Raw genomic sequence first — 21,613 nt, forward strand, 5'->3', positions numbered from 1 at the left:
TTCATCGACTCCAGTTCGCCGATATGGCGATTTCCGGTGCCGGGGGATACCGCACTGCCGCCGACCTGGTGTGGATCTAGCCGTCTCCACTCGCGCGCGGGGCGCGGCTAGGCTGACCGCCATGACGGGCAGGGTGGCAGCGGTGAACCTCGGTGTGGTCACCGAGGCCGAGTGGGCCGGCGACGCGAGCGGCCGTAGCGGAATCGACAAGCGGCCGGTCGACGGGCCGGTGCTGGTCCGCGCCGGCGGGGTGGTCGGCGACTTCATCGGCGAGCGCGCTCACCACGGCGGCCCGGACCAGGCGCTCTACGCCTACGCGGAGGAGGACGCCGGCTGGTGGGCGACCGAGCTGGGCCGCGACCTCGGGCCCGGCAACTTCGGCGAGAACCTCACCACGTACGCGGTCGACGTGACCGGTGCGGTGATCGGCGAGCAGTGGCAGATCGGATCCGCGCTGCTCCAGGTGACCAAGCCCCGGACGCCGTGCACCACCTTCGCCGGCTTCTGGGGAGTTCCCGACCTGATCAAGCGGTTCACCGCCCGGGCCCTGCCCGGGGCGTACCTGCGGGTGCTGCGCGAGGGGGAGATCGGCCCGGGCGACCCGGTCGAGGTGGTGGATCGGCCCACCCACGGCGTGAGCATCGGCGAGGTCTTCCGGGCCACCAGCCTGGAGCCCGAGCTGCTGCCTCGACTGCTGGAGGTCCCCGAGCTGCCGGAGTCGACCCGGGAGAAGGTCCGCCGCCGCCTCGCCGGCCGGTAGCCCGGCTCGCCGGGCACGGAAAAGGGGCCCCTACCGCGCCCGGGGGCGGCGGCGGAGGCCCCTCCTCATCGGCTCAGCGGAGCCAGGGGACGCTGCGGTCCAGCAGGCCGCGCTCCTTGAGCTCCTTGCGCAGCGGGATCTCGTCGTCGACGTAGCCGTCCCAGTTGATGCCCCAGTAGTTCGCGGTGTGGGTGCCCTCACCGATCAGCTGGCGCTGCACCGGCGTGCGGTTGCGGTACCACTCGCCGTCCAGGTCCGGGTGCAGCTCGTCCAGCGGGCGGATCCACCGGTAGGTGTAGCCCACGAAGAGCATCTTGCGGGTGATGTTCGACAGGTTCGTCGAGCGGGAGTGCCACTGCCGGCGGTCGAAGATGAAGGCGTCGCCCGGGTTCGCGGTGATCTCCACCGTGCCCTCCGGGTCGGGGTTGTGCACGCTCAGATCCTTGGGCCGGTCCAGCGAGTTCCACAGGTGGCTGCCCGGGATGACCTTGGTGGCGCCGCGCCCGGTCTCGGAGAGGTCGGAGAGCACGTACGCGACCTTGAGCGAGAACATCGGGCGGGGCAGGTTGGGGTCCATCGTCTCGGGGTCGGAGTTCTGCCGGTACCCGTCCTGGTGCCAACCCCAGTACGGCTTCTCCGGCTCGAGGGCCGGCGGGGTGACGTCCAGGTGGTTGTGGTGCGTGTAGATGTTCCAGCCGGCCAGGCCCCACATGTACGGGAAGGCGATCGGGTGGGTCAGCAGCTCGCCGAAGAGCTCGTCGCGCTCCAGGAAGCCCAGCAGGTGCAGGGTGCCGTCCTTCTTGGTGTTGCCCTTGGCCTGCTCCTCCGCGTAGACGCGGTCGACCGCCGCCTCCAGCGCCGCCCGGTGGTCCTCCGTCAGGACGTTGCGCAGCAGGAGGAAGCCCTGCTCGTGGAACTCCTTGCGGTCAGTGTCGCTGATCGGTTCGTAGCCGGTCCGGTCACCGTAATCGAACACCCGTCGTACCCCTCCCCATGAGGTGGATCCATTTCTGGCACAGGCCGCCGATCGTAACGCGCGCAGTGCCGCGTCGGGGAGGGCGGAGGACGCGCGCTGGCCGGACCCGGACACCCGGCAGCGGGATGACTCCGGTCCGTGTGCGCAGCGGCCAAAAATGCACGGTTTGGGCAGTTTTGACGGATTGTGCGGTAACTGCCGGTAAGGAAATCAGGGCTGGTCAGCCCGCGGCGAACACCTCGGCAACCACCTGCGGGGTGGCCTGGGGATCGCCGCCGGCCGCGCTCCAGGTACCGTCGCGGGCGGTCCACTCCAGGTCGCCGAAGCGGACCCGCTTCACCCCGTGGTCCTGGGCGTGCGAGACCAGCCAGTGGGCGTAGCGCCAGCCGTTGCGCTGGTCGGCCGCGGCGAGGGTGAACCCGGTGACCTCGACCGGGACCGTGCTGCTCGCCAGCCCCCAGTCCAGCGCCAGGTTGCGGGTCAGCGCGGCCGCCGCCGCCTCGCCGCGCATCACCGGGGTGCGGCCCACGGTGCAGGCCACCGCGCCGGTCGCGTCGCCGAGCAGCGCCCGGCTGAGCACCGCCGACTCGTCGGCCCACTTCTGGTACGCCTCGGGAAAGGCCGAGCGCTGCACCCGCTGGGCGGCGTCCGTGACCCGCATCCGCTCCCAGCCGCGCACCTTCTTCAGCGCGGCGTAGAACCGGTCGGACGCGTAGCGGGGGTCGCGGATCTTCTCCGGGGTGCCCCAGCCCTGGCTGGGTCGCTGCTGGAACAGCCCGACGGAGTCCCGGTCGCCACTGGCGAGGTTGCGCAGCCCGGACTCCTGGTAGGCGGTGGCCAGCGCCACCACCACGGCCCGCTCCGGCATGCCCCGCTTGGCGCCGATCGCCGCGATGGTCGCCGCGTTGGCCATCTGGTCGGCGTCGAGTTCCACCCGACCGTCGGCCTGCACGGTGCAGGTCCGGCTGGCCAGCGGCAGGCGCAGATCACTGCCGAGGCGCCGGACGACGAGCAGGACTCCCACCACGGCGAGGAGGACGAGAACGACGCCACCCGCCACGACCGCCCGAGTTCGCACCCACACCCCCTGTTCGACAGTCCGACAAGCGTACGTCCCGCAGCGGCCGATCCGGGTCGTCCGACCGGTTTGGACCGGGCCGGGGCGGCCCGCACCGACCGGGCGTTCCCGCTCCGGCCGCGCTCTCACCTGCGCGTACCGGCCTCCCGTCCGCCCTGGTTCGGCGATAATCGGAGTCTTGGACCCGGCCAGCGGCGTCTGCTGCGGAATGCCCGAAACCGTGACAGAGCACCGTACCTCTCGCCCGGCGACGTGTCAGGAGCGTCACCGCGACGCCCGGAGCCGAAATGTGGTTGACCGGTCAAGCACTTGCATACGATTGACATGTCAATTACAGGGGACCGTCGCCCGACCGGCGACGTCCCGCAGGTGCCCGAACGGCCCGCCACAAGCCGTCCGGACAGGGCAGACACCAAGGAGCAGTTCCATGGGAACGCTGGACGGCAAGGTAGTGCTCATCACCGGCACGGGCGGAGGGCTGGGACGCGTCGCGTCGCTGGCCTTCGCGCGGGAAGGCGCGCGGGTCGTCGGGGCCGACATCCAGGTCGAGGGCAACAACGAGACGGTCGAACTCGTCCGGCGTGCCGGCGGCGAGATGACGGGCATCGCGCCGGTCGACCTCACCGATCCGGAACAGGTGCGCCAGCTGGTCGAGGACGCCGTCGCGGCCTATGGCGGACTCGACGTGGTCTACAACAACGCCGCCTCGCTCCGCTTCGGCCCGATGCCCGACTTCTCCGTCGAGGACTGGCGGGCCACCATCACCGGCGAACTCGACATTCCCTTCTTCGTGTCGAAGTTCGCTTGGACGCACCTGGTCCGGCGCGGCGGCGGCGTCATCATCAGCGCCGCTTCCATGGCCGGCATGATCGGTGGCCACGTCCCGCCGATGGTCGGGCACGCCGCCGCGAACGCGGGCATCATCGGCATGACGCGGCAACTCGCGCTCGAAGGCGCGCCGCACGGGATCCGTGCGGTGGCGATCAGTCCCGGGCCGATCCTGAGCCCGGCCAGTGAGCGCGACCTCGGTGACGACCAGGTGGCCCGGGACGCGATCACCAACAAGACGCTCGTCAAGCGCTTCGCCCGCCCGGAGGAGGTCGCCGAGCTGGTGGTCTTCCTCGCGTCCGACCGGGCGTCGTACATCACCGGCGCGAACTATCCGGTCGACGGCGGCGCGACCGCCTGGTGACCCGGACGGACGCCGGGACGCCGCCGCGCCGCGGCGGCGTCCCGGCGCTGATCCGTCCCAGCCGACCGCCCGGCCGAGCCGAGGCAGATGCCCCGGCGCTAGTCCGCGTGATCGGCGCGACCACCGTCAAGACCGGCCACCCATCGAGTCAATCGCTTCTCCCGGAACGCCGTGACGCCCTCCCGCCCCTCCTCGGAGAGGAAGTAGCCGGTCGACAGCGCGGCCAGCTCGGCGATCTCGGCCCGCAGGTCGCCCGCGGCCGGGCGGCGCAGCAACTGCTTGGCGCCGGCCAACGCGCCCGGCGCCCCGCGCACCAGCGACGCGCAGTACCGCTCCACCGCCGCGTCCAGCCCGTCGGCGGGCACCGCCGCGGTGACCAGCCCGATCTCGGCGGCCCGCCGGCCGTCGAAGGTGTCGCCGGTCAGGTAGAGCTCGGCCGCCGCCCGCGGGTGCAGCCGGGGCAGCACGGTCGCCGAGATCACCGCCGGGATCACGCCGATCCGCACCTCGGTGAAGGCGAAGGTCGCCTCCTCGGCGCAGACCGCCAGGTCCGCCGCCGCGATCAGACCCAGCCCGCCGGCCCGGGCCGGCCCGGCGACCCGGGCGAGTACGGGCTTGGGGCACTCCCAGACCGCGGCGAGGACGTCGCCGAGCTTCCCGGCCGGCACCGTCCCGCTGGCGTACGCGGCGGCGGTCTCCTTCAGGTCCGCGCCGGAGCAGAAGACCGGGCCGGTGTGGTCGAGCACCACCATCCGGACGCCGTCGTCGGCGACAGCGGCGGCCAGCCCGGCGAGCAGCTGCGTCATCAGCGGGGTGGAGAGCGCGTTGCGGTTGTGCGGGCTGTCCAGGGTGAGGGTGGTCACCCCGCGAGCCGTGGCGACCCGCACCAGCGCGTCGGGAGAGGTCATGCGGGCACACTAGTGCTCATGCCCGGCGTGCTTCCAGAAGGCGAGACCGTCCCCGTCGACGGATCGCTACCCTCCACCGCGACCGCCGACGTCGGCGCGCGGGGTTTCGGCGTGTACGTGCACGTGCCCTTCTGCGCCAGCCGCTGCGGCTACTGCGACTTCAACACCTACACCGCCGGCGAGCTGGGCGGTGGGGCGAGCCGGGAGGAGTACGCCGACTCCGTGCTCGCCGAGCTGCGGCTCGCCGCCCGGGTGCTCGGCGACGCCCCGCCGAAGCGGGTGGACACCGTCTTCGTCGGCGGCGGCACCCCGACCCTGCTCCCCGCCGACGACCTGGCCCGGATCCTCGACGCGATCGACCGCACCTGGGGGCTGGCCGCCGACGTCGAGGTGACCACCGAGGCCAACCCGGAGTCGGTCACGCCAGAGTCGCTCAAGACGCTGCGGGCGGCGGGCTACACCCGGATCTCCCTGGGCATGCAGTCCGCCGCGCCGGGGGTGCTGGCGATCCTGGACCGCAAGCACAGCGCGGGTCGGGCCACCGCCGCCGCCCTGGAGGCGCGCGACGCCGGGTTCGACCACGTCAACCTGGACCTGATCTACGGCACGCCGGGGGAGAGCGCCGAGGACTTCGCCCGCTCGCTCGAGCAGGTGGTCGCCGCCGGTGTCGACCACGTCAGCGCGTACGCCCTGATCGTGGAGGACGGCACCAGGCTCGCCGCCCGGATGCGCCGTGGCGAGCTGCCGTACCCGAGCGACGACGTGGCGGCCGACCGCTACCTGGCGGCGGAGGCGGCGCTCGGCGCGGCCGGCTTCTCCTGGTACGAGGTCTCCAACTGGGCCCGGACGCCGGCCGCCCGGTGCCGGCACAACCTGCTCTACTGGGCCGGCGCCGACTGGTGGGGGCTCGGGCCGGGGGCGCACAGCCACGTCGGCGGAGTGCGCTGGTGGAACGTGAAGCACCCCGGGGCGTACGCCCAGCGGCTCGCCGCCGGGACGTCCCCCGGCCTGGCCCGGGAGGTGCTCACGTCCGACGAGGCGCACATGGAGGACGTCATGCTGCGGCTGCGGCTCGCCTCCGGGCTGCCGCTGGAGGTGCTGGACGCCGCCGGCCGGGCCGCCGCCGCGCGGGCGCTGGCCGACGGCCTGCTGGACGCCGGACCGTACGCGGCCGGTCGGGCCGTGCTCACCCTGCGGGGCCGGCTGCTGGCCGACGCCGTCGTCCGCGACCTGCTGCCGTGAGCGGTGCCCGACCGGCCGGGGGAGCGGCCGGCCGGGATCACTTGATGAAGCTCGCCGACATCGGGTAGCGGTAGAGCTGGCCCTCGTTGGCCTTGATCCCGGCGAGGATGCCGAAGACCGTGCCGAGGATGACCGCCGCGGCGACGCCGATGAAACCGATGAGGATGCAGGAGAGCACCCAGCCGATCACGCCGACGATCGACCAGATCAGCTGGAAGTTGAGCGCCGCCACGGCGTGCGCCCGGACCGTCGGGGACTGGTTGCCCCGGGCCAGCATCGCCACCAGCGGGGCGATCCAGCCGAGCACGCCGCCGCTGAGGAACATCCCGGCCGCCCCGCCGAAGTGCGCGACGAGCGTCCAGGTCTTGTCCTCGTTGTTGGCGAACCCGCCGCCGGGAGCGCCGTAGGCCCCGCCGGTCGGATAGCCGACGCCCGGGGGCGGGTAGCCGCCCGGGGGCCCACCTGGGGGTGGGTAGCCGCCTGACGGTGGCAGGTCACCGCCGGGTGGCGGATAGCCGCCGGGCGGGGGATAGCCGCCCGGGCCCGGGGCCCCGGACAGTGGTGCGGTGGGCGGCTCGTCCGCTGCGGACGGGCCGGGAGCTGCGTACGGCGGGTTCGGCTCCGGCGGGTTGCCGCCGGGCTCCCCGGCGCCGGGAGGGCGAGGTGGTTCAGTCATGAACGTCACGGTAGGGGCAGCCGGCAACGCCGCACCAGAGCGCTGTCGTCCGGATCGGCGGGACGTGGGCAGGGCCGCACCCGCGGTCCGTCGTTGATCATCGCGCTGGCGGGCCTGCCGACGTAGACTGGCACTCGCTACAGTCGAGTGCCAGGAGAGCCGCCGGCGGTGCACAGTGCCGCCGGCCGAGGCGCGTAGGAGGTGGGGGGAATGGGTCTCGACGACCGCAAGCTCGCCGTGCTCCGCGCCATCGTCGAGGACTACGTCGCCACGCAGGAGCCGGTCGGCAGCCGCGCGCTGGTCGAGCGACACCAGCTCGGGGTCTCGCCCGCGACGGTCCGCAACGACATGGCCGTGCTCGAGGAAGAGGGCTACATCCGGCAGCCGCACACCAGCGCCGGCCGGGTGCCCACCGACCGCGGCTACCGGCTCTTCGTCGACCGGCTGTCCCGGGTCAAGCCGCTCAGCCCGGCCGAGCGCCGGGCGATCGAGCGCTTCCTGGTCGGCGCGGTCGACCTCGACGACGTGGTGCATCGTACGGTCCGGCTGCTGGCCCAGTTGACCCGGCAGGTCGCCGTCGTGCAGTACCCGAGCCTGGCCCGGTCGTCGGTCCGGCACCTGGAACTGGTGCCGATCTCCACCACCCGACTGATGCTGGTCATGATCGCCGACACCGGACGGGTCGAGCAGCGGCTGGTGGAGATGCCCGCGCCGATCCCCGCCGACGACGTCACCGACCTGCGCCGGTTGGTCAACGAGAAGCTGGCCGGCACCCGGCTCTCCGACACACCGCCGCTGGTGCAGGCGCTGGTCGACGAGGTGCCGACCGAGCTGCGCCCGGCGATGACCACCCTCTCCACCGTGCTGCTGGAGACGCTGGTCGAGCGGCACGAGGAGCGGCTCGCGCTGGCCGGCACCGCCAACCTGACCCGGGGCGGCCTGCTCGACTTCCAGGGCTCGCTGCGGCCGATCCTCGAGGCGCTGGAGGAGGAGGTCGTGCTGCTCAAGCTCATCGGCGAGACGGAGCCGAGCACGACCCGGGTGCTGATCGGCGACGAGAACGAGTTCGACAACCTCCGCGCCGCCTCGGTGGTCAGCACCGGCTACGGCCCGGGCGCCACCATCGTGGGCGGCCTGGGGGTGCTGGGGCCCACCCGGATGGACTACCCCGGGACCATCGCCACGGTGCGCGCCGTGGCACGCTACGTGGGCGAGCTGCTGGCCCAGAACTGACCAGTCAGGGCGCCGACGGCCGGCTCCGGCCGCCGACCGGCGCAACGCAACGCGAGACGAACATGAGGACACGGAACGCAGTGGCCAGGGACTACTACGGCATTCTCGGTGTGAGCCGGGAAGCCTCCGACGACGAGATCAAGCGCGCCTACCGCAAGCTGGCGCGCCAGTTCCACCCGGACGTCAATCCGGATCCGGAGGCTCAGGAGAAGTTCAAGGACATCAACGCCGCGTACGAGGTCCTCTCGGACGACCGGAAACGGCAGATCGTCGACCTGGGCGGTGACCCGCTCGCCCCGGGCGGCGGGGGCGCCGGCGGCCCGGGCGGTCCCGGCGGGGCCGGCCCGTTCGTCGGGTTCCAGGACATCATGGACGCGTTCTTCGGCGGGGCCGCGGGCGGCGCCCGCGGGCCGCGGCCGCGCACCCGGCCGGGCGCCGACGCGATCCTGCGGCTGGAGCTCGACCTGCACGAGACCGCGTTCGGCGTCGAGGCGCCGATCACCGTCGACACCGCCGTGCTCTGCACCACCTGCTCCGGCGCCGGCACCGCCGCCGGCACCCACCTGGCCACCTGTGAGGCCTGCGGTGGTCGCGGCGAGGTGCAGTCCGTGCAGCGCACCTTCCTCGGCCAGGTGGTCTCCGCCCGGCCGTGCACCGTCTGCCAGGGCTACGGCACCACGATCCCGCACCCGTGCCCGACGTGCGCCGGTGACGGGCGGGTGCGTACCCGCCGCTCGCTGACCGTCAAGATCCCGGCCGGGGTCGAGGACGGCATGCGGATCCGGCTGGCCCAGCAGGGTGAGGTCGGCCCCGGCGGCGGCACCGCCGGCGACCTCTACGTCGAGATCCACGAGCGGCCGCACGACGTCTACTCGCGCAAGGGCGACGACCTGCACTGCCGGGTGACCGTGCCGATGACGGCGGCGGCCCTCGGCACCCGGCTGACCATCAAGACGCTGGACAGCGAGGAGACCGTCGACGTCAAGTCCGGCACCCAGCCGGGCAGCACGCTGCGGCTGCGCGCCCGCGGGGTGCCACACCTGCGCGGCACCGGCCGGGGCGACCTCTACGTGCACCTCGACGTGCGTACCCCCACCAAGCTCGACGCCGATCAGGAGAAGATGCTGCGCGACTTCGCCAAGACCCGGGGCGAGGAGGTCGCCGAGCTGACCAAGCAGGGCGGCTTCTTCTCCCGGATGCGGGACGCGTTCAACGGCCACGCCTGAGTCGTAGCCGGGTCAGCCGCCCCGGCCGGTCCGGGGCGGCTAGCCTGTTGATCGTGTCCGCGCCGCTCTTCCTGGTCGATCCGCTGCCCGCCGCCGACTCGCTGACCCTCGGCGGGCCCGAGGGGCACCACGCGGCCACCGTGCAACGGCTGCGGGTGGGCGAGGAGCTGCTGCTCGCCGACGGCCGGGGTGGCACGGCGACCGCCGTGGTCACCGCCGTCGGCCGGGGCAGCCTGGAACTCGACATCACCTCCCGGGGGTACGCCGACGCGGCCGTTCCACGGTTGGTGGTGGTGCAGGGCATCGCCAAGGGCGACCGGGGCGAGCTGGCCGTGCAGGCGATGACCGAGGTCGGGGTGGACGAGATCGTGCCCTGGGCGGCGTCCCGCTCGGTGGCCCAGTGGCGCGGCGACCGGGGGGTACGGGCCCGGGAGAAGTGGGTCGCGACCTCCCGCGAGGCGGCCAAGCAGGCCCGCCGGCCCTGGCTTCCGGTGGTGGCCGGCGCGCCGGACGAGTCGACCGTCCAGGTGGCCCGCCGGATCGCCGGGGCCGCCGCCGCGTTCGTGCTGCACGAGGAGGCCGACGGGCGCCTCACCACCGCCGACCTGCCGGACGCCGGCGAGATCGTGCTGGTGGTCGGCCCCGAGGGCGGCGTCGCCCCGGCCGAGCTGGACGCCTTCGCCGAGGCCGGCGCCCGCCCGGTCCGCCTCGGCGAGTCGGTGCTGCGCACCTCCACCGCCGGCGTGGCCGCCCTCAGCGTTCTCGCCACCCGCCTACTCCGCTGGTAACCCACCCGCCCCCTGCGCCCCCGCACCCCCCGCACCCCCCGCACCCCCCGCCCTCCGCGGCGATCATGCAGTTGTGGTGCCTCACCAAAGGGGCGTAATGCCAGTTACCGGGCACCACAACTGCATGATCGGCCGGGGGGGGGTGGGGTGGGGGCGGGGTTAGGTGCGGAGGTAGGAGGCGCCGTTCAGGTCGACGATGGTGCCGGAGGCCCACTCCGCCTCGGGGGAGGCGAGCCAGTGCACCGCGGCGGCGATCTCCTCGGGGCGGGCCACCCGGTTGAACGGGCTCTGCGCCCGTACGGCCGCGCCCCGTTCGGCCTTCAGGTGCTCGTTGGTCATGTCGGTCGCCACGAAGCCGGGCGCGACCGTGGCCACCGCGATGCCGTACGGGGCCAGCGCCACCGCCAACGACTGGCCGAGCGCGTTCAACCCGGCCTTGCTCGCCCCGTACGCCGGGTTCCCTGGCTCGCCCCGGAACGCGCCACGGGAGGACACGTTGACGATCCGGCCGCCGCGCTCGCGCATGTGCTGGGCGGCGCACCAGGTCGCGTTGGCCGCGCCGAAGAGGTTGGTGTCGAGCACCTCCCGCCAGCGCTGCCGCCACTGTTCGTAGGAGCTTTCGAAGACCGGGTGCGGCGGGTCGGCCGGCCCGAACATGCCGGCGTTGTTGACCAGCACGTCCAGCCCGCCCAGCAGCTCGGCGGCCCGGTCGACCATCGTGCGGACCGCCTCCGGGTCGGCGAGATCGGCCCGCAGGACCACGTGCCCGTCGCCGGGCAGCTGCGCGCGCAACTCCTCGGCGAGGTCCGCCGAGTCCCGGTGGTGGATCGCCACCCGGTCACCGCCGGCCGCGAAGGCCTGGACCACGGCCCGCCCGATGCCGCGCGAGCCCCCCGTCACCAGTACCGCCCGTGAAGTCACGCGGGCCATCATGCCGCAGCGGCCCGGCCTCGCCCATCCGGCCCCGGTGCAGCGCTTAGCATGCCCCGATGGGAAGCGACTGCCTGTTCTGCCGAATCGTCGCCGGGGAGATCCCGGCCACCGTCGTCCGGGAAACCCCCACCACCCTCGCCTTCCGCGACATCGACCCGAAGGCGCCGGTGCACGTGCTGGTCATCCCGAAGGAGCACTACGCCGACGTCGCCACGCTGGCCCAGGGCGACCCGGGGCTCGCCGGCGAGGTGCTGGCCACGGCCGCCGCGGTGGCCGACGACGAGGGCCTGCTCGGCGACGGTTTCCGGCTGATGTTCAACACCGGGGCGTACGGCGGCCAGGAGGTCTTCCACGCGCACGCCCACCTGCTCGGTGGCGCGCCGCTGGGCCCGATGCTGGCCCGGGACCTCGGGTGAGCGAGGTGGCGGACCGGCTGGACCGGATGGTGCGCCAGGTGCAGGCGCAGGCCCGGATCCCGGCGGTGTCGGCCGCGCTGCACCGGGCCGACCGGCCGCTGTGGAGCTGCGCGGTCGGCGGCACCGGCAACGACACCGCCCTCGGCCCGGCGACGCAGTTCCGGATCGGCTCGGTCACCAAGACCTTCACCGCCGTGCTGACCCTGCAGTGCCGCGACGACGGCCTGCTCGACCTGGACGACCCGGTGGGCCGGCATCTGGACCTGCCGGCGCACGGTGAGCTGACCGTGCGCCGGCTGCTCTCGCACACCGCCGGGCTGCAACGCGAGCCGTACGGCGACGTATGGGACAGCCTGCGTGCGCCCGACGCCGACCAGCTCCTGGCCGACCTGGCCCGGGCCGAGCGGGTGCTGCCACCGGCCCGCCGCTACCACTACTCCAACCTGGGCATGGCGCTGCTAGGGCAGCTGGTCGGCCGGTTGCGCGGTGGCACCTGGGCGGAGGTGCTCGCCGAGCGGGTGCTCGTACCGCTGGGGCTGACCGCGACCACCGTGACACCCGGGCCCACCGCCGCCACCGGGTTCCTGGTCGACGCCTACTCCGACGAGGCGCACCCGGAACCGCCGACCGACTTCGGCGCGGTCGGCCCGGCGGCCCAGCTCTGGAGCACCGCCGGGGACATGGCCCGCTGGGCCGCCTTCCTGGCCGACCCGGCGGCGCTCGACCCGGCGGGCGCGGTGCTCGCCCCCACCACCCTGGACGAGATGCGCTGGCCGCTGACGGTGACCGACGAGACGCTCTGGGCCGCCGGCTTCGGGCTCGGCCTGATCCTGGTGCCGCAGGGTGAGCGGGTGGTGCACGTCGGGCACGACGGCGCGATGCCGGGCTTCCTGGCCGGGGTGTACGGCCGGCGCGGCGGCGAGGGCACCCCCGGCGCGATGGGCTGCGCGGTGCTGCTCTCCTCCGGCGGCGCCGCCGCGGCGCTCGACCTGCCGCACCGGCTGCTCGCCGCGGCCGTCGAGCACGACCCGGCGCAGATCGAGCCGTGGCGGCCCGGCCCGCCGGCGCCCGCGCCGCTGCGCGGCCTGCTCGGCCGGTGGTGGGGCGAGGGCTACGAGTACGTCTTCTCCTGGCACGACGGGGCGCTGCGGGCGCGGGGCGCCGACGACCCGGCCGGTCGGCCGCCGGCGGTCTTCGCGCCGCTGCCCGACCAGCCGGACGTGTACCGCACGGTCTCCGGCCGGGAAGCCGGCGAGCTGCTCCGGCTGACCCGGGACGAGCACGGGACGGTGATCCGGATGCACTGGGCCACCTACCGCTTCACCCGCCGCCAGGAGACCTTCGACCGGTACGACTTCCGCCAGGGCGGTTGACCGGCCGGGGCGGGCCGGAGGACGCCGCCGGCCCGCCCCGCCGGCTTGCGCGAGGTGGCCGATCGCCTGGTTCGTCCCGGTCCGTCCCGGCCGGGTGGCCCGGTCTCAGGGCGGGGAAATGCGCACGGTGTCGGCGCTGTTGAACCGATACGATGGGTGGTACGTCGTACGCCGCGCCACCAGGGCCGGCGCCCCGAGATCGAGAGCAGGTGGCACAGGGCCCCTCGGCCCGACCTATGACCGGCACCCCACCTCCCGGCCCGCCCCAGGTGCAGACCAGGATCACGGTCTCCGATCCGAAGATCATGGTCAACCTGCTCGGTGCGGGTGACGAGATCCTGCGACTCGTCGAACGCTCGGTCAACAGTGACGTGCACGTCCGTGGCAACGAGATCACCATCACCGGCGCGCCCGCGGACAACGCCCTCGCCGAGCGCCTCTTCAGTGAGCTGCTCGAACTCATCGAGAAAGGCGAGACCCTGACCACTGACGCCGTCCGGCGTACCGTCGGCATGCTCGAGCAGGGCAGCGCCGAGCGGCCCGCCGAGGTCCTGACGCTCAACATCCTCTCCCGGCGCGGTCGCACCATCCGCCCCAAGACGCTCGGGCAGAAGCGCTACGTCGACGCGATCGACGCGAACACCATCGTCTTCGGCATCGGCCCGGCCGGTACCGGCAAGACCTACCTGGCGATGGCGAAGGCCGTGCAGGCCCTCCAGGCCAAGCAGGTCAGCCGGATCATCCTCACCCGGCCGGCGGTCGAGGCGGGTGAGCGGCTGGGCTTCCTGCCCGGCACGCTCAACGAGAAGATCGACCCCTACCTGCGTCCGCTCTACGACGCGCTGCACGACATGCTCGACCCGGAGTCGATCCCGAAGCTGATGGCCGCCGGGACGATCGAGGTCGCGCCGCTGGCGTACATGCGTGGCCGGACGCTCAACGACGCCTTCATCATTCTCGACGAGGCGCAGAACACCACGCCCGAGCAGATGAAGATGTTCCTCACCCGACTCGGCTTCAATTCCAAGATCGTCGTGACCGGTGACGTGACCCAGGTCGACCTGCCCGGCGGGACGACCAGCGGCCTGCGTATGGTCCGGGAGATCCTGGACGGGGTGGACGACGTGCACTTCGCCCAGCTGTCCAGCTCCGACGTGGTCCGGCACCGGTTGGTCGGGGAGATCGTCGACGCGTACGCCCGCTGGGATGCCGAGCGGGAGAACCAGCAGGCGCAGAGCGTGCACGCCGTACCGGGGCGGGCCGCACAGGGCGGCCGTTCCGGCCGGCGCCGCTAGAGCAGGGGAATCCAGTTGTCCATCGAGATCGCCAACGAGTCCGGTGTCGAGGTCGACACCGACGCCGTGCTCGCCGTCGCCCGGCACGCCCTCGACGAGATGGGGGTCAACCCTCTCGCCGAGCTCTCCGTGCTGCTGGTCGACGTCGACTACATGACCGAGCTCAACCACCGCTGGATGGGTGGCGACGGGCCCACCGACGTGCTCGCGTTCCCCATGGACGAGGGCAGCGTCGATCACGGCCCGGGCGAGAGCGCCCCGGCCGGCGGCGAGCCGGCCCTGCTCGGCGACATCGTGCTCTGCCCCGACGTGGCGGCCAAGCAGGCGGCGACCGCCGGCCACTCCGCCGCCGACGAGCTGCACCTGCTCACCGTGCACGGGGTGCTGCACCTGCTCGGTTACGACCACGCTGAGCCGGAGGAGGAGCGGGAGATGTTCGCCCTCCAGGCCCGACTGCTGTCCAGCTGGCGGTCGAGCCGGTCCCGGTGATACCCCTTCATGCCTCCGCGGCCGGTGCGACCACCGGCCTACCGGACCTGCAACTGCTCGTCTTCGCCGCCGGGCTGGTGGTGCTCGCCGGGCTGATCGCGATGACCGAGGCGGCGCTCGCCGCGGTCTCGCCGGCCCGCGCCGCCGAGTTGACCCGTGACGGCGCACGCGGCGCTCGGGCGCTGCAAGCCGTCGCCGGCGATGTGGTCCGCCACCTCAACCTGCTCCTGCTGCTGCGGCTGCTCGCCGAACTGACCGCCACCACGCTGGTGGCGCTGGTCGCGGTGGACACCTTCGGCGCCGGATGGCGGGCGGCGCTGGTCACCGCCGGCGCGATGACCGTGGTCAGCTTCGTGGTGGTCGGGGTCGCCCCGCGTACCCTCGGCCGGCAGCACGCCTACTCGGTGGGTCGCGCGGTGGCGCCGCTGGTGCGCTGGCTGGGTCGCGCGCTCAACCCGCTCGCCTCGCTGCTGATCCTGATCGGCAACGCGGTGACCCCGGGCCGTGGCTTCCGGGAGGGCCCGTTCGCCACCCAGGTCGAGCTGCGGGAGCTGGTCGACCTGGCCGAGCAGCGGGGTGTCGTGGAGCACGGCGAGCGGCAGATGATCCACTCGGTCTTCGCCCTCGGCGACACCATCGCCCGCGAGGTGATGGTGCCGCGTACCGAGATGGTGTGGATAGAGGAGGGCAAGACCCTTTCCCAGGCGCTGGCGCTCTTCCTCCGCTCCGGTTTCTCCCGGATCCCGGTGATCGGCGAGAGCGTCGACGACGTGCTCGGCGTGCTCTACCTCAAGGACCTGATCCGGCGGGTACGCGGCGACGACCGCTCCGCCGAGCAGTCGCCGGTCTCCGAGCTGATGCGGCCGGCCACCTTCGTGCCCGAGTCCAAGCCGGTCGACGACCTGCTCTCCGAGATGCAGGCGGCCCGTAACCACCTGGTCATCGTCGTCGACGAATACGGCGGCACCGGCGGTCTGGTCACCATCGAGGACATCCTGGAGGAGATCGTCGGCGAGATCACCGACGAGTACGATGTCGAACGCCCGCCCGTCGAACGGCTGGCGGACGGGTCCGTCCGGGTCGCCGCCCGACTCCCGGTCGAGGACCTGGGCGAGCTTTTCGACACCGAACTGCCCACCGACGAGGTGGAGACGGTCGGTGGTCTGCTCGCCCAGTCGCTGGGCCGGGTGCCGATCCCCGGTGCGCTGGTCGAGCTGGCTGGTCTCCGGCTGATCGCCGAGGGCACCGCCGGCCGACGCAACCGGATCGACACCGTGCTGGTGAGTCGGATCGAGCCGACCGACCAGCAGGAGAGCCCGGGGCGCGGCGAGTCCGCCGAGTCCCGGGGCAACCAGAACCGAGCCGAGGAGAGGCAACCCGCCGATGCCTGAGTCGCCCGCCGTGCCAGCCGCCCGGCCCACCCCGTCCGCGCCGGCCGAGCTGAGCGCCGAGGACGGCAAGCTGGTCGTCCTGGCGCGGGGTGCCCGGGCGCGGGTGGCGGCCGTGGAGGGCGCGGCAGTGCGCGACCAGGACGGCCGGACGTACGCGGCGGCGAGCGTCGCGCTGCCGTCGCTGACCCTCACCGCGCTGCAGTTGGCGGTCGCCTCGGCGGTGGCCGCCGGTGCGACCCGGCTGGAGGCCGCGGTGGTGGTCACCGAGGCCTCGACCCTGGACGGCGCCGGGCACGCGGCGGTCCGCGACCTCGCCGCCGAAGCGCCGATCCACGTGGCCGCGCCGAACGGCACCGTTCTCGGCACGGTGCTCCAGTGAGCGCGACCGGCGGTCTACGGGACCCGGAGGAGCGCCCCTACCGGGCCGGCTTCGCCTGTTTCGTGGGGCGGCCCAACGCCGGCAAGTCGACGCTGACCAACGCGATCGTCGGGCAGAAGATCGCCATCACGTCGAACAAGCCGCAGACCACCCGGCACATCATCCGGGCTGTCCTGCACCGGCCGGAGTCGCAGCTCGTCCTCGTGGACACCCCCGGCCTGCACCGCCCGCGTACCCTGCTCGGCGAGCGTCTCAACGACCTGGTCCGTACGACCTGGTCGGAGGTCGACGTGATCGGCCTCTGCATCCCGGCGGACGAGCCGGTGGGCCGGGGCGACCGGTTCATCAGCGGCGAGCTGGCGGAGCTGAAGGCGACCGTGCTGGCCGTGGTGACGAAGACCGACCTGGTCGACAAGAAGCGCCTGGCCGAGCAGTTGCTCGCGGTGAGCGAGCTGGGCGACTTCGCGGCCGTGGTGCCGGTCAGCGCCGTCTCCGGGCACCAGGTGGACACCCTGGTCGACGTGATGACCGACTACCTGCCGCCGTCCCCGCAGCTCTACCCGGACGACATGCTCACCGACGACCCGGAGCAGGTGCTGGTCGCCGAGCTGATCCGGGAGGCGGCGCTGGAGGGCGTCCGCGACGAGCTGCCGCACTCCATCGCGGTGGTGGTGGAGGAGATGCTCCCCGAGGGGAAGCTCACCAAGATCTACGCCGACCTGTACGTCGAGCGCCCCAGCCAGAAGGCGATCGTGATCGGTCACCGGGGCAGCCGGCTCAAGCAGGTCGGCACCGCCGCCCGGCAGCAGATCGAGGAGCTGCTCGGCACCCGCGTCTACCTCGACCTGCACATCCGGGTCGCGAAGGACTGGCAGCGCGACCCGAAGCAGCTGCGCAAGCTCGGCTTCTGACCCGGCCGCAACCTCTGTTCGAGCGCCCGTCCCGGCCCCGGGGCGGGCGCTCGACCGTTGCCGCCCACCCCTGATCGGCAGCGGTCAGCGCACGGGTGGCCCGCTGTGCTGGCCGAAAACCGGCATGATCGGCATCGGTCGGACCTATGGGAACTTTCACTTCTCGACGGGGTGTCGGTCCGTTTGGCCGCGGGCGGGCGGAGGGTAGGAGACATTCGCGCCCGTGCCCCCGACACAGATGCAGGCTGATGCGAAACAGATACCTTGATCTGCTCCGTTTCCTGGCCATCGTTCGAGTCGTCGTCTACCACGTCACCGGCTGGGCCGCGCTGACCCTGATCTTCCCGGCGATGTCGGTGATGTTCGCGCTCGCCGGTTCGCTGATGGCCGCCTCGCTGCACCGGTCCGGGCCGGCGGCGGTGGGCCGCCGGCTGCGTCGGCTGCTGCCCTCACTCTGGGTCCTGGCCGCGATCTTCGTGCCGGCCATGCTGCTCACCGGGTTGCCGTTGACCCCACGGGTGCTGCTCTGGCTGTTCCCGGTCGCCGACCCTCCGGCCAACGACTGGGGCGCGCTGGCGCTGAGTGTCATCTGGTACCTGCGCGACTACCTGTGGTTCGTGCTCGCCTCGCCGGTCGCGCTCTGGCTGTTCCGCCGGGCCCCGCTGCCCACCCTGCTCGCCCCGTACGTCCTGCTCGCGGCGATCGAGTCGGGCATCTGGGCGACGGCGCCCGGGGTGGCTCGGGAGTTCGGCCTCTACTTCGGCGCGTGGTTGCTCGGCTTCGCCCACCACGCCGGGATGCTCCGACGGCTGGCCAACCGGGTGCTGGTTCCGCTGGCGCTGGCGCTCGCCGCCGCCGGGGGCGGTTGGATCCTCACCCACCCCGGTCCCCGCGGCTACGACCTGAACGACATCCACCTCGGCAACGCGCTCTGGTCGGCGGCGTTCATCCTGGTCGTCCTGGGGCGGGGGCCGGCCGGCGCGGCGTGGATCGAGCGCAGCGCGCTGTTCAGCCGGCTGGTGACCGTGTTGAACCGGAGGGCGCTCACCGTCTACCTCTGGCACATGCCGTTCGTGGTCGCCCTCACTCCGCTGGTCGACGTGGTGGGCTGGTCGCACCAGGATCCGCTCGGGCTGGCCATCCGGGTGCTGCTGGTCTTCGCGCTGGTGGGCGCGGTGACGCTGGCGGTGGGCTGGGTGGAGGACCTGGCCGCCCGCCGGCCGGTCGAGCTGATCCCCGGAGTCCGCCGCCCGGTGCCCGCCGGCGTGCCGCCCACCAGCCCACCACCGGCCGGCGCGGTAACCCGGCCGGTGCTCGTCGGCGCTGCCGCTCGTGCCGCCGACGGTGCCCCGTGGTCCGCTGCCGCCCGATCCGACGGCGCGGGCGTGCCGGGCCCGACCGAGGCGGACCCGGACCGGCGCGGTCCGGTGCCGGCGCAGCGCACCGGCCGATAGACGCCCGCGGTCGAGGTCAGCGCTGGGTGATCGAGACGTCGCCGCTGCCGGTGGAGACGTCGAGGACCAGGGACGCGCCGGGGTCGTCGGCGACGCCGAGCTGAGCGTCGCCGGAGCCGGTGTTGGACCGGACCCGGTACCGGCCGGGGGGCACGACCAGGTTGACGTTGCCGCTGGACGCGTGCGCGCGGGCGGAGACCGGCTGGTCCACCTCCACGTCGACGTCGCCGGAGTTGGCCTCGACGTCCACCTGCCCGGAGAGCCGGCGGGCGCTGATGTTGCCGGAGGAGGCCCGCAGGATGACCGGGCCGGTCACCTCGGTCACCTCGATGTCACCCGAGCCGGTCTCGACCCGGACCGCTCCGCTGCCGCCGGCCAGCCGGACGTTGCCCGAGCCGAGCTGCAGCTGCACCGTGCCGACCCGGGTCAGCTCGACGTCCCCGGAGCCGGTCTCGCCCTGCACGGCGACCCCCTCCGGGGCGGTCACCTCGTAGGAGATGCTGCACCGCGACCCGCAGTCGGTGTCCAGCACCAGCTCGTTCTCGTTGATCTGGTACGTCGCGTCGGGCTGGGCGCCCTGGTAGCGCACCACCCGCTTGATCCGTACCTCCGACGCGCCGCCGGTGGCACGCACCACCACGTCGCCCGCCCCGGGCAGCACCCGGATCGTGGTGATCCGGGCCGCCTCGGTGTTGTCGTAGTCGAGCCGGCGGTAGGAGAGGTTGTCACACCCGGCGAGGACGATGAGGGTGGCGGCCAGGCCGAGAGCGACCGCGCCGGTCCGGCGGGCGCCAGGGCGGCGGGCGGCGGGGCGACGGTCGGCAGGGCGACGGGCGTCGCGGTCGTCGGCGCGGCGGCCGATGGTGCGGTGCAGGGCCATGGCGAGCACGCTACGGCTGAAAACGGGCCCCGCGCATCGGGGTTCGTCCGGCCGTCCACCCCGAACCGACCCTGATATCGCACCCCGAGGGAGAATGGCCCGATGGCCGGGTACCGCCGACAGCTCTACCGCGACGACGCGGTGGTGCTGCGCGTGCAGAAGCTCGGCGAGTCCGACCGGATCATCACCCTGCTCACCCGCCGGCACGGCCGCCTGCGCGCGGTGGCCCGGGGCATCCGGCGCACCACCAGCAAGTTCGGCGCCCGGCTCGAGCCGTTCGGGCACGTCGACCTCCAGCTCGCGGGCGACCGCAAGGGCAACCACGGCAGTTCGCTGCACACCGTGAGTCAGGTCGAGGGGATCGACCTCTACGGCAAGCGGTTCCTCGGCGACTACCCGCGCTACACCGCGGCCAGCGCGATCGCCGAGACCGCCGAGCGGCTCACCCCGGTCGAGCGGGAGCCGTCGCTGCGGCTGTTCCAGCTCACCCTGGGCGCGCTGCGCGCGCTCGCCGAGGGCAGCCACGCCACCACCCTGGTGCTCGACGCCTACCTGCTACGGGGGATGGCCCTGGCGGGCTGGGCGCCGGCGTTGATCGCCTGCGCGGTCTGCGGCACGCCGGGTCGGCACCGGGCCTTCTCCGTGCCCGCCGGCGGCGCGGTCTGCCCGGACTGCCGCCCCCCGGGCGCGGCCCATCCCGCACCGGCGACCATCGACCTGATGTCCGCGTTGACGAGCGGAGACTGGCGGGTCGCCGATGCCACCGAGGCCGGCGTACGCCGGGAATGCAGCGGCCTGGTGGCGGCGCACCTGCAGTGGCACCTGGAGCGCGCGCTACGCTCGCTGCCGCTGGTCGACCGGGGTGCCCCGGGGGCCGGCGAGAGCGGGGCGAAGGAGAGAACAGAGTGATTCGCACGAGCAGGGCCGGCCGGCGTACGCCGACGCCACCGACACCGCACCCGTCCGGCGCCCGGCCGCCGGCGCTGCCCGCCGAGGCGCTGCCCCGGCACGTCGCGGTGGTGATGGACGGCAACGGCCGGTGGGCCAAGGACCGCGGGCTGCCCCGCACCAAGGGCCACGAGGCGGGGGAGCACAGCCTCTTCGACACCATCGAGGGCGCCATCGAGCTGGGCATCCCCTATCTCTCGGCGTACGCCTTCTCCACCGAGAACTGGCGGCGCTCGCCGGACGAGGTCCGCTTCCTGATGGGCTTCAACCGCGACGTGATCCGCCGCCGCCGCGACCAGCTGGTCGACCTCGGCGTCCGGGTGGTCTGGTCCGGTCGGGCCGGCCGGCTCTGGAAGAGCGTCATCTCGGAGCTGCAGACCGCCGAGGAGATGTCCCGGGGCAACTCGACGCTGACCCTGCAGTTCTGCGTCAACTACGGCGGCCAGGCCGAGATCGCCGACGCCACGGCGGCGATCGCCCGGGAGGTGGCGGCCGGCCGGCTCGATCCGGACAAGATCACCGAGAAGACCGTGGCGAAGTACCTCTACCACCCCGAGATCCCCGAGGTGGACCTCTTCCTGCGGCCCTCGGGCGAGCAGCGGATCTCCAACTTCCTGCTCTGGCAGACCGCGTACGCCGAGCTGGCCTTCCTCGACACGCTCTGGCCGGATTTCGACCGCCGCCACCTCTGGTACGCCTGCGAGCTCTACGCGCAGCGGGACCGGCGGTTCGGCGGCGCGCTGCCCAACCCGGTCGCCCCGCCGGCCTGATCCGGAGGCTTACCTGGGCGTCACGCTGGGTATCAGTCTGCTCAGGAGCCACTGACGGAGGTGAACCCACATGATCCAGAAGCGCATTGCCCAGTGGGCGGTGATGGCCGTCGCCGTGCCGCTGGCCGCCGCCGGCGCGCGCCGGCTGAGCCACACGCTGGAGGCTCGTCGCGGCCCCTCCGGGGTGTCCCGACTGCTGACCCGGGGTGCCGACATGCTGCGCCCGCAGAAGGCCAAGCGCCGCCGGTTCTGGTGATCGACCCGGATTCTGCGCCGCCCGCCGAGCCGCGGGCGG

General features: G+C 73.3%; 23 protein-coding genes. 17 read left to right on the forward strand and 6 right to left on the reverse strand.

Annotated elements, in window-relative coordinates:
* The first annotated feature begins 121 nt into the window (after window positions 1–121).
* Entirely contained in the window at window positions 122–760 is a 639-nt protein-coding gene (locus ACIP9D_RS27195) for an MOSC domain-containing protein (protein WP_350873993.1), read from the forward strand.
* A 73-nt stretch (window positions 761–833) separates the two neighbouring features.
* On the opposite strand, the gene ACIP9D_RS27200 is transcribed toward ACIP9D_RS27195, so the two are convergent.
* The gene (locus tag ACIP9D_RS27200) at window positions 834–1,736 is read right to left on the reverse strand and encodes a phytanoyl-CoA dioxygenase family protein (RefSeq protein ID WP_350873995.1); all 903 of its coding nucleotides are present in this window, start codon (window positions 1,734–1,736) and stop codon (window positions 834–836) included.
* A 220-nt stretch (window positions 1,737–1,956) separates the two neighbouring features.
* Window positions 1,957–2,820, reverse strand: coding sequence for a hypothetical protein (locus tag ACIP9D_RS27205; protein WP_350873997.1), 864 nt, complete (start codon window positions 2,818–2,820; stop codon window positions 1,957–1,959).
* Between the two features lie 421 nt (window positions 2,821–3,241).
* Here ACIP9D_RS27205 and ACIP9D_RS27210 point away from each other — a divergent pair, with 421 nt between their 5' ends.
* Complete coding sequence (locus tag ACIP9D_RS27210) at window positions 3,242–4,006, forward strand: SDR family NAD(P)-dependent oxidoreductase (RefSeq protein WP_350873999.1); 765 nt, start codon at window positions 3,242–3,244, stop codon at window positions 4,004–4,006.
* Between the two features lie 98 nt (window positions 4,007–4,104).
* Here ACIP9D_RS27210 and ACIP9D_RS27215 read toward each other — a convergent pair whose 3' ends face one another.
* Entirely contained in the window at window positions 4,105–4,914 is an 810-nt protein-coding gene (locus tag ACIP9D_RS27215; RefSeq protein ID WP_350874000.1) for an enoyl-CoA hydratase-related protein, read from the reverse strand.
* An 18-nt stretch (window positions 4,915–4,932) separates the two neighbouring features.
* Here ACIP9D_RS27215 and hemW point away from each other — a divergent pair, with 18 nt between their 5' ends.
* Window positions 4,933–6,156 (forward strand): radical SAM family heme chaperone HemW, encoded by a 1,224-nt coding sequence (gene hemW / locus ACIP9D_RS27220; RefSeq protein ID WP_350874001.1) that lies wholly within the window; start codon window positions 4,933–4,935, stop codon window positions 6,154–6,156.
* A 37-nt stretch (window positions 6,157–6,193) separates the two neighbouring features.
* Here the strand turns inward: hemW and ACIP9D_RS27225 are convergent, their stop codons facing one another.
* Window positions 6,194–6,832, reverse strand: coding sequence for a DUF4870 domain-containing protein (locus ACIP9D_RS27225; RefSeq protein WP_350874002.1), 639 nt, complete (start codon window positions 6,830–6,832; stop codon window positions 6,194–6,196).
* A 210-nt stretch (window positions 6,833–7,042) separates the two neighbouring features.
* Here ACIP9D_RS27225 and hrcA point away from each other — a divergent pair, with 210 nt between their 5' ends.
* From hrcA to ACIP9D_RS27240, 3 genes are all read left to right on the forward strand, one after another.
* Entirely contained in the window at window positions 7,043–8,065 is a 1,023-nt protein-coding gene (gene hrcA / locus ACIP9D_RS27230; protein WP_350874003.1) for a heat-inducible transcriptional repressor HrcA, read from the forward strand.
* A gap of 80 nt (window positions 8,066–8,145) precedes the next feature.
* On the forward strand, window positions 8,146–9,291 hold the full coding sequence (dnaJ, locus tag ACIP9D_RS27235) for a molecular chaperone DnaJ (RefSeq protein WP_350874004.1): 1,146 nt from the start codon (window positions 8,146–8,148) through the stop codon (window positions 9,289–9,291).
* A gap of 53 nt (window positions 9,292–9,344) precedes the next feature.
* Window positions 9,345–10,079 carry a 16S rRNA (uracil(1498)-N(3))-methyltransferase gene (locus ACIP9D_RS27240; protein WP_350874005.1) on the forward strand — a complete coding sequence of 245 codons (735 nt, stop codon included), beginning with the start codon at window positions 9,345–9,347 and terminating at the stop codon, window positions 10,077–10,079.
* A gap of 159 nt (window positions 10,080–10,238) precedes the next feature.
* Here the strand turns inward: ACIP9D_RS27240 and ACIP9D_RS27245 are convergent, their stop codons facing one another.
* Window positions 10,239–11,000 (reverse strand): SDR family oxidoreductase, encoded by a 762-nt coding sequence (locus ACIP9D_RS27245; RefSeq protein ID WP_350874006.1) that lies wholly within the window; start codon window positions 10,998–11,000, stop codon window positions 10,239–10,241.
* 68 nt (window positions 11,001–11,068) lie between these two features.
* Between ACIP9D_RS27245 and ACIP9D_RS27250 the strand changes: the two genes are divergently transcribed.
* From ACIP9D_RS27250 to ACIP9D_RS27285, 8 genes are all read left to right on the forward strand, one after another.
* Window positions 11,069–11,428, forward strand: a complete 360-nt coding sequence (locus ACIP9D_RS27250) for a histidine triad nucleotide-binding protein (RefSeq protein ID WP_350874007.1) — start codon at window positions 11,069–11,071, stop codon at window positions 11,426–11,428.
* A complete protein-coding gene (locus ACIP9D_RS27255; RefSeq protein WP_350874008.1) occupies window positions 11,425–12,801 on the forward strand; it encodes a serine hydrolase domain-containing protein in 1,377 nt (458 codons plus the stop codon). The genes ACIP9D_RS27250 and ACIP9D_RS27255 overlap by 4 nt, the downstream gene beginning before the upstream one ends.
* A 236-nt stretch (window positions 12,802–13,037) precedes the next feature.
* On the forward strand, window positions 13,038–14,096 hold the full coding sequence (locus tag ACIP9D_RS27260; protein ID WP_350874210.1) for a PhoH family protein: 1,059 nt from the start codon (window positions 13,038–13,040) through the stop codon (window positions 14,094–14,096).
* Window positions 14,097–14,111: 15 nt separating this feature from the next.
* Window positions 14,112–14,585, forward strand: coding sequence for an rRNA maturation RNase YbeY (ybeY, locus tag ACIP9D_RS27265; protein ID WP_350874009.1), 474 nt, complete (start codon window positions 14,112–14,114; stop codon window positions 14,583–14,585).
* Window positions 14,585–15,976, forward strand: a complete 1,392-nt coding sequence (locus ACIP9D_RS27270; RefSeq protein WP_400451253.1) for a hemolysin family protein — start codon at window positions 14,585–14,587, stop codon at window positions 15,974–15,976. The genes ybeY and ACIP9D_RS27270 overlap by 1 nt, the downstream gene beginning before the upstream one ends.
* Complete coding sequence (locus ACIP9D_RS27275) at window positions 15,969–16,355, forward strand: cytidine deaminase (RefSeq protein WP_350874010.1); 387 nt, start codon at window positions 15,969–15,971, stop codon at window positions 16,353–16,355. The genes ACIP9D_RS27270 and ACIP9D_RS27275 overlap by 8 nt, the downstream gene beginning before the upstream one ends.
* Window positions 16,352–17,266 (forward strand): GTPase Era, encoded by a 915-nt coding sequence (era, locus tag ACIP9D_RS27280; RefSeq protein ID WP_350874011.1) that lies wholly within the window; start codon window positions 16,352–16,354, stop codon window positions 17,264–17,266. The genes ACIP9D_RS27275 and era overlap by 4 nt, the downstream gene beginning before the upstream one ends.
* Before the next feature lie 248 nt (window positions 17,267–17,514).
* On the forward strand, window positions 17,515–18,720 hold the full coding sequence (locus ACIP9D_RS27285) for an acyltransferase family protein (protein ID WP_350874012.1): 1,206 nt from the start codon (window positions 17,515–17,517) through the stop codon (window positions 18,718–18,720).
* Between the two features lie 16 nt (window positions 18,721–18,736).
* Here the strand turns inward: ACIP9D_RS27285 and ACIP9D_RS27290 are convergent, their stop codons facing one another.
* Window positions 18,737–19,600, reverse strand: a complete 864-nt coding sequence (locus ACIP9D_RS27290) for a DUF4097 family beta strand repeat-containing protein (protein WP_350874013.1) — start codon at window positions 19,598–19,600, stop codon at window positions 18,737–18,739.
* 102 nt (window positions 19,601–19,702) lie between these two features.
* On the opposite strand from ACIP9D_RS27290, the gene recO reads away from it, so the two are divergent.
* The 3 genes from recO to ACIP9D_RS27305 all read left to right on the forward strand — a co-directional run bounded on the left by recO (window position 19,703) and on the right by ACIP9D_RS27305 (window position 21,574).
* Window positions 19,703–20,509, forward strand: a complete 807-nt coding sequence (recO, locus tag ACIP9D_RS27295; RefSeq protein ID WP_350874014.1) for a DNA repair protein RecO — start codon at window positions 19,703–19,705, stop codon at window positions 20,507–20,509.
* On the forward strand, window positions 20,506–21,318 hold the full coding sequence (locus ACIP9D_RS27300) for an isoprenyl transferase (RefSeq protein ID WP_350874015.1): 813 nt from the start codon (window positions 20,506–20,508) through the stop codon (window positions 21,316–21,318). The genes recO and ACIP9D_RS27300 overlap by 4 nt, the downstream gene beginning before the upstream one ends.
* Window positions 21,319–21,388: 70 nt before the next feature.
* Window positions 21,389–21,574, forward strand: coding sequence for a hypothetical protein (locus ACIP9D_RS27305; RefSeq protein ID WP_350874016.1), 186 nt, complete (start codon window positions 21,389–21,391; stop codon window positions 21,572–21,574).
* The last annotated feature ends 39 nt before the right edge of the window (window positions 21,575–21,613 follow it).

The organism is Micromonospora sp. NPDC093243, assembly GCF_044753725.1.
Classification (GTDB): Bacteria; Actinomycetota; Actinomycetes; order Mycobacteriales; family Micromonosporaceae; genus Micromonospora.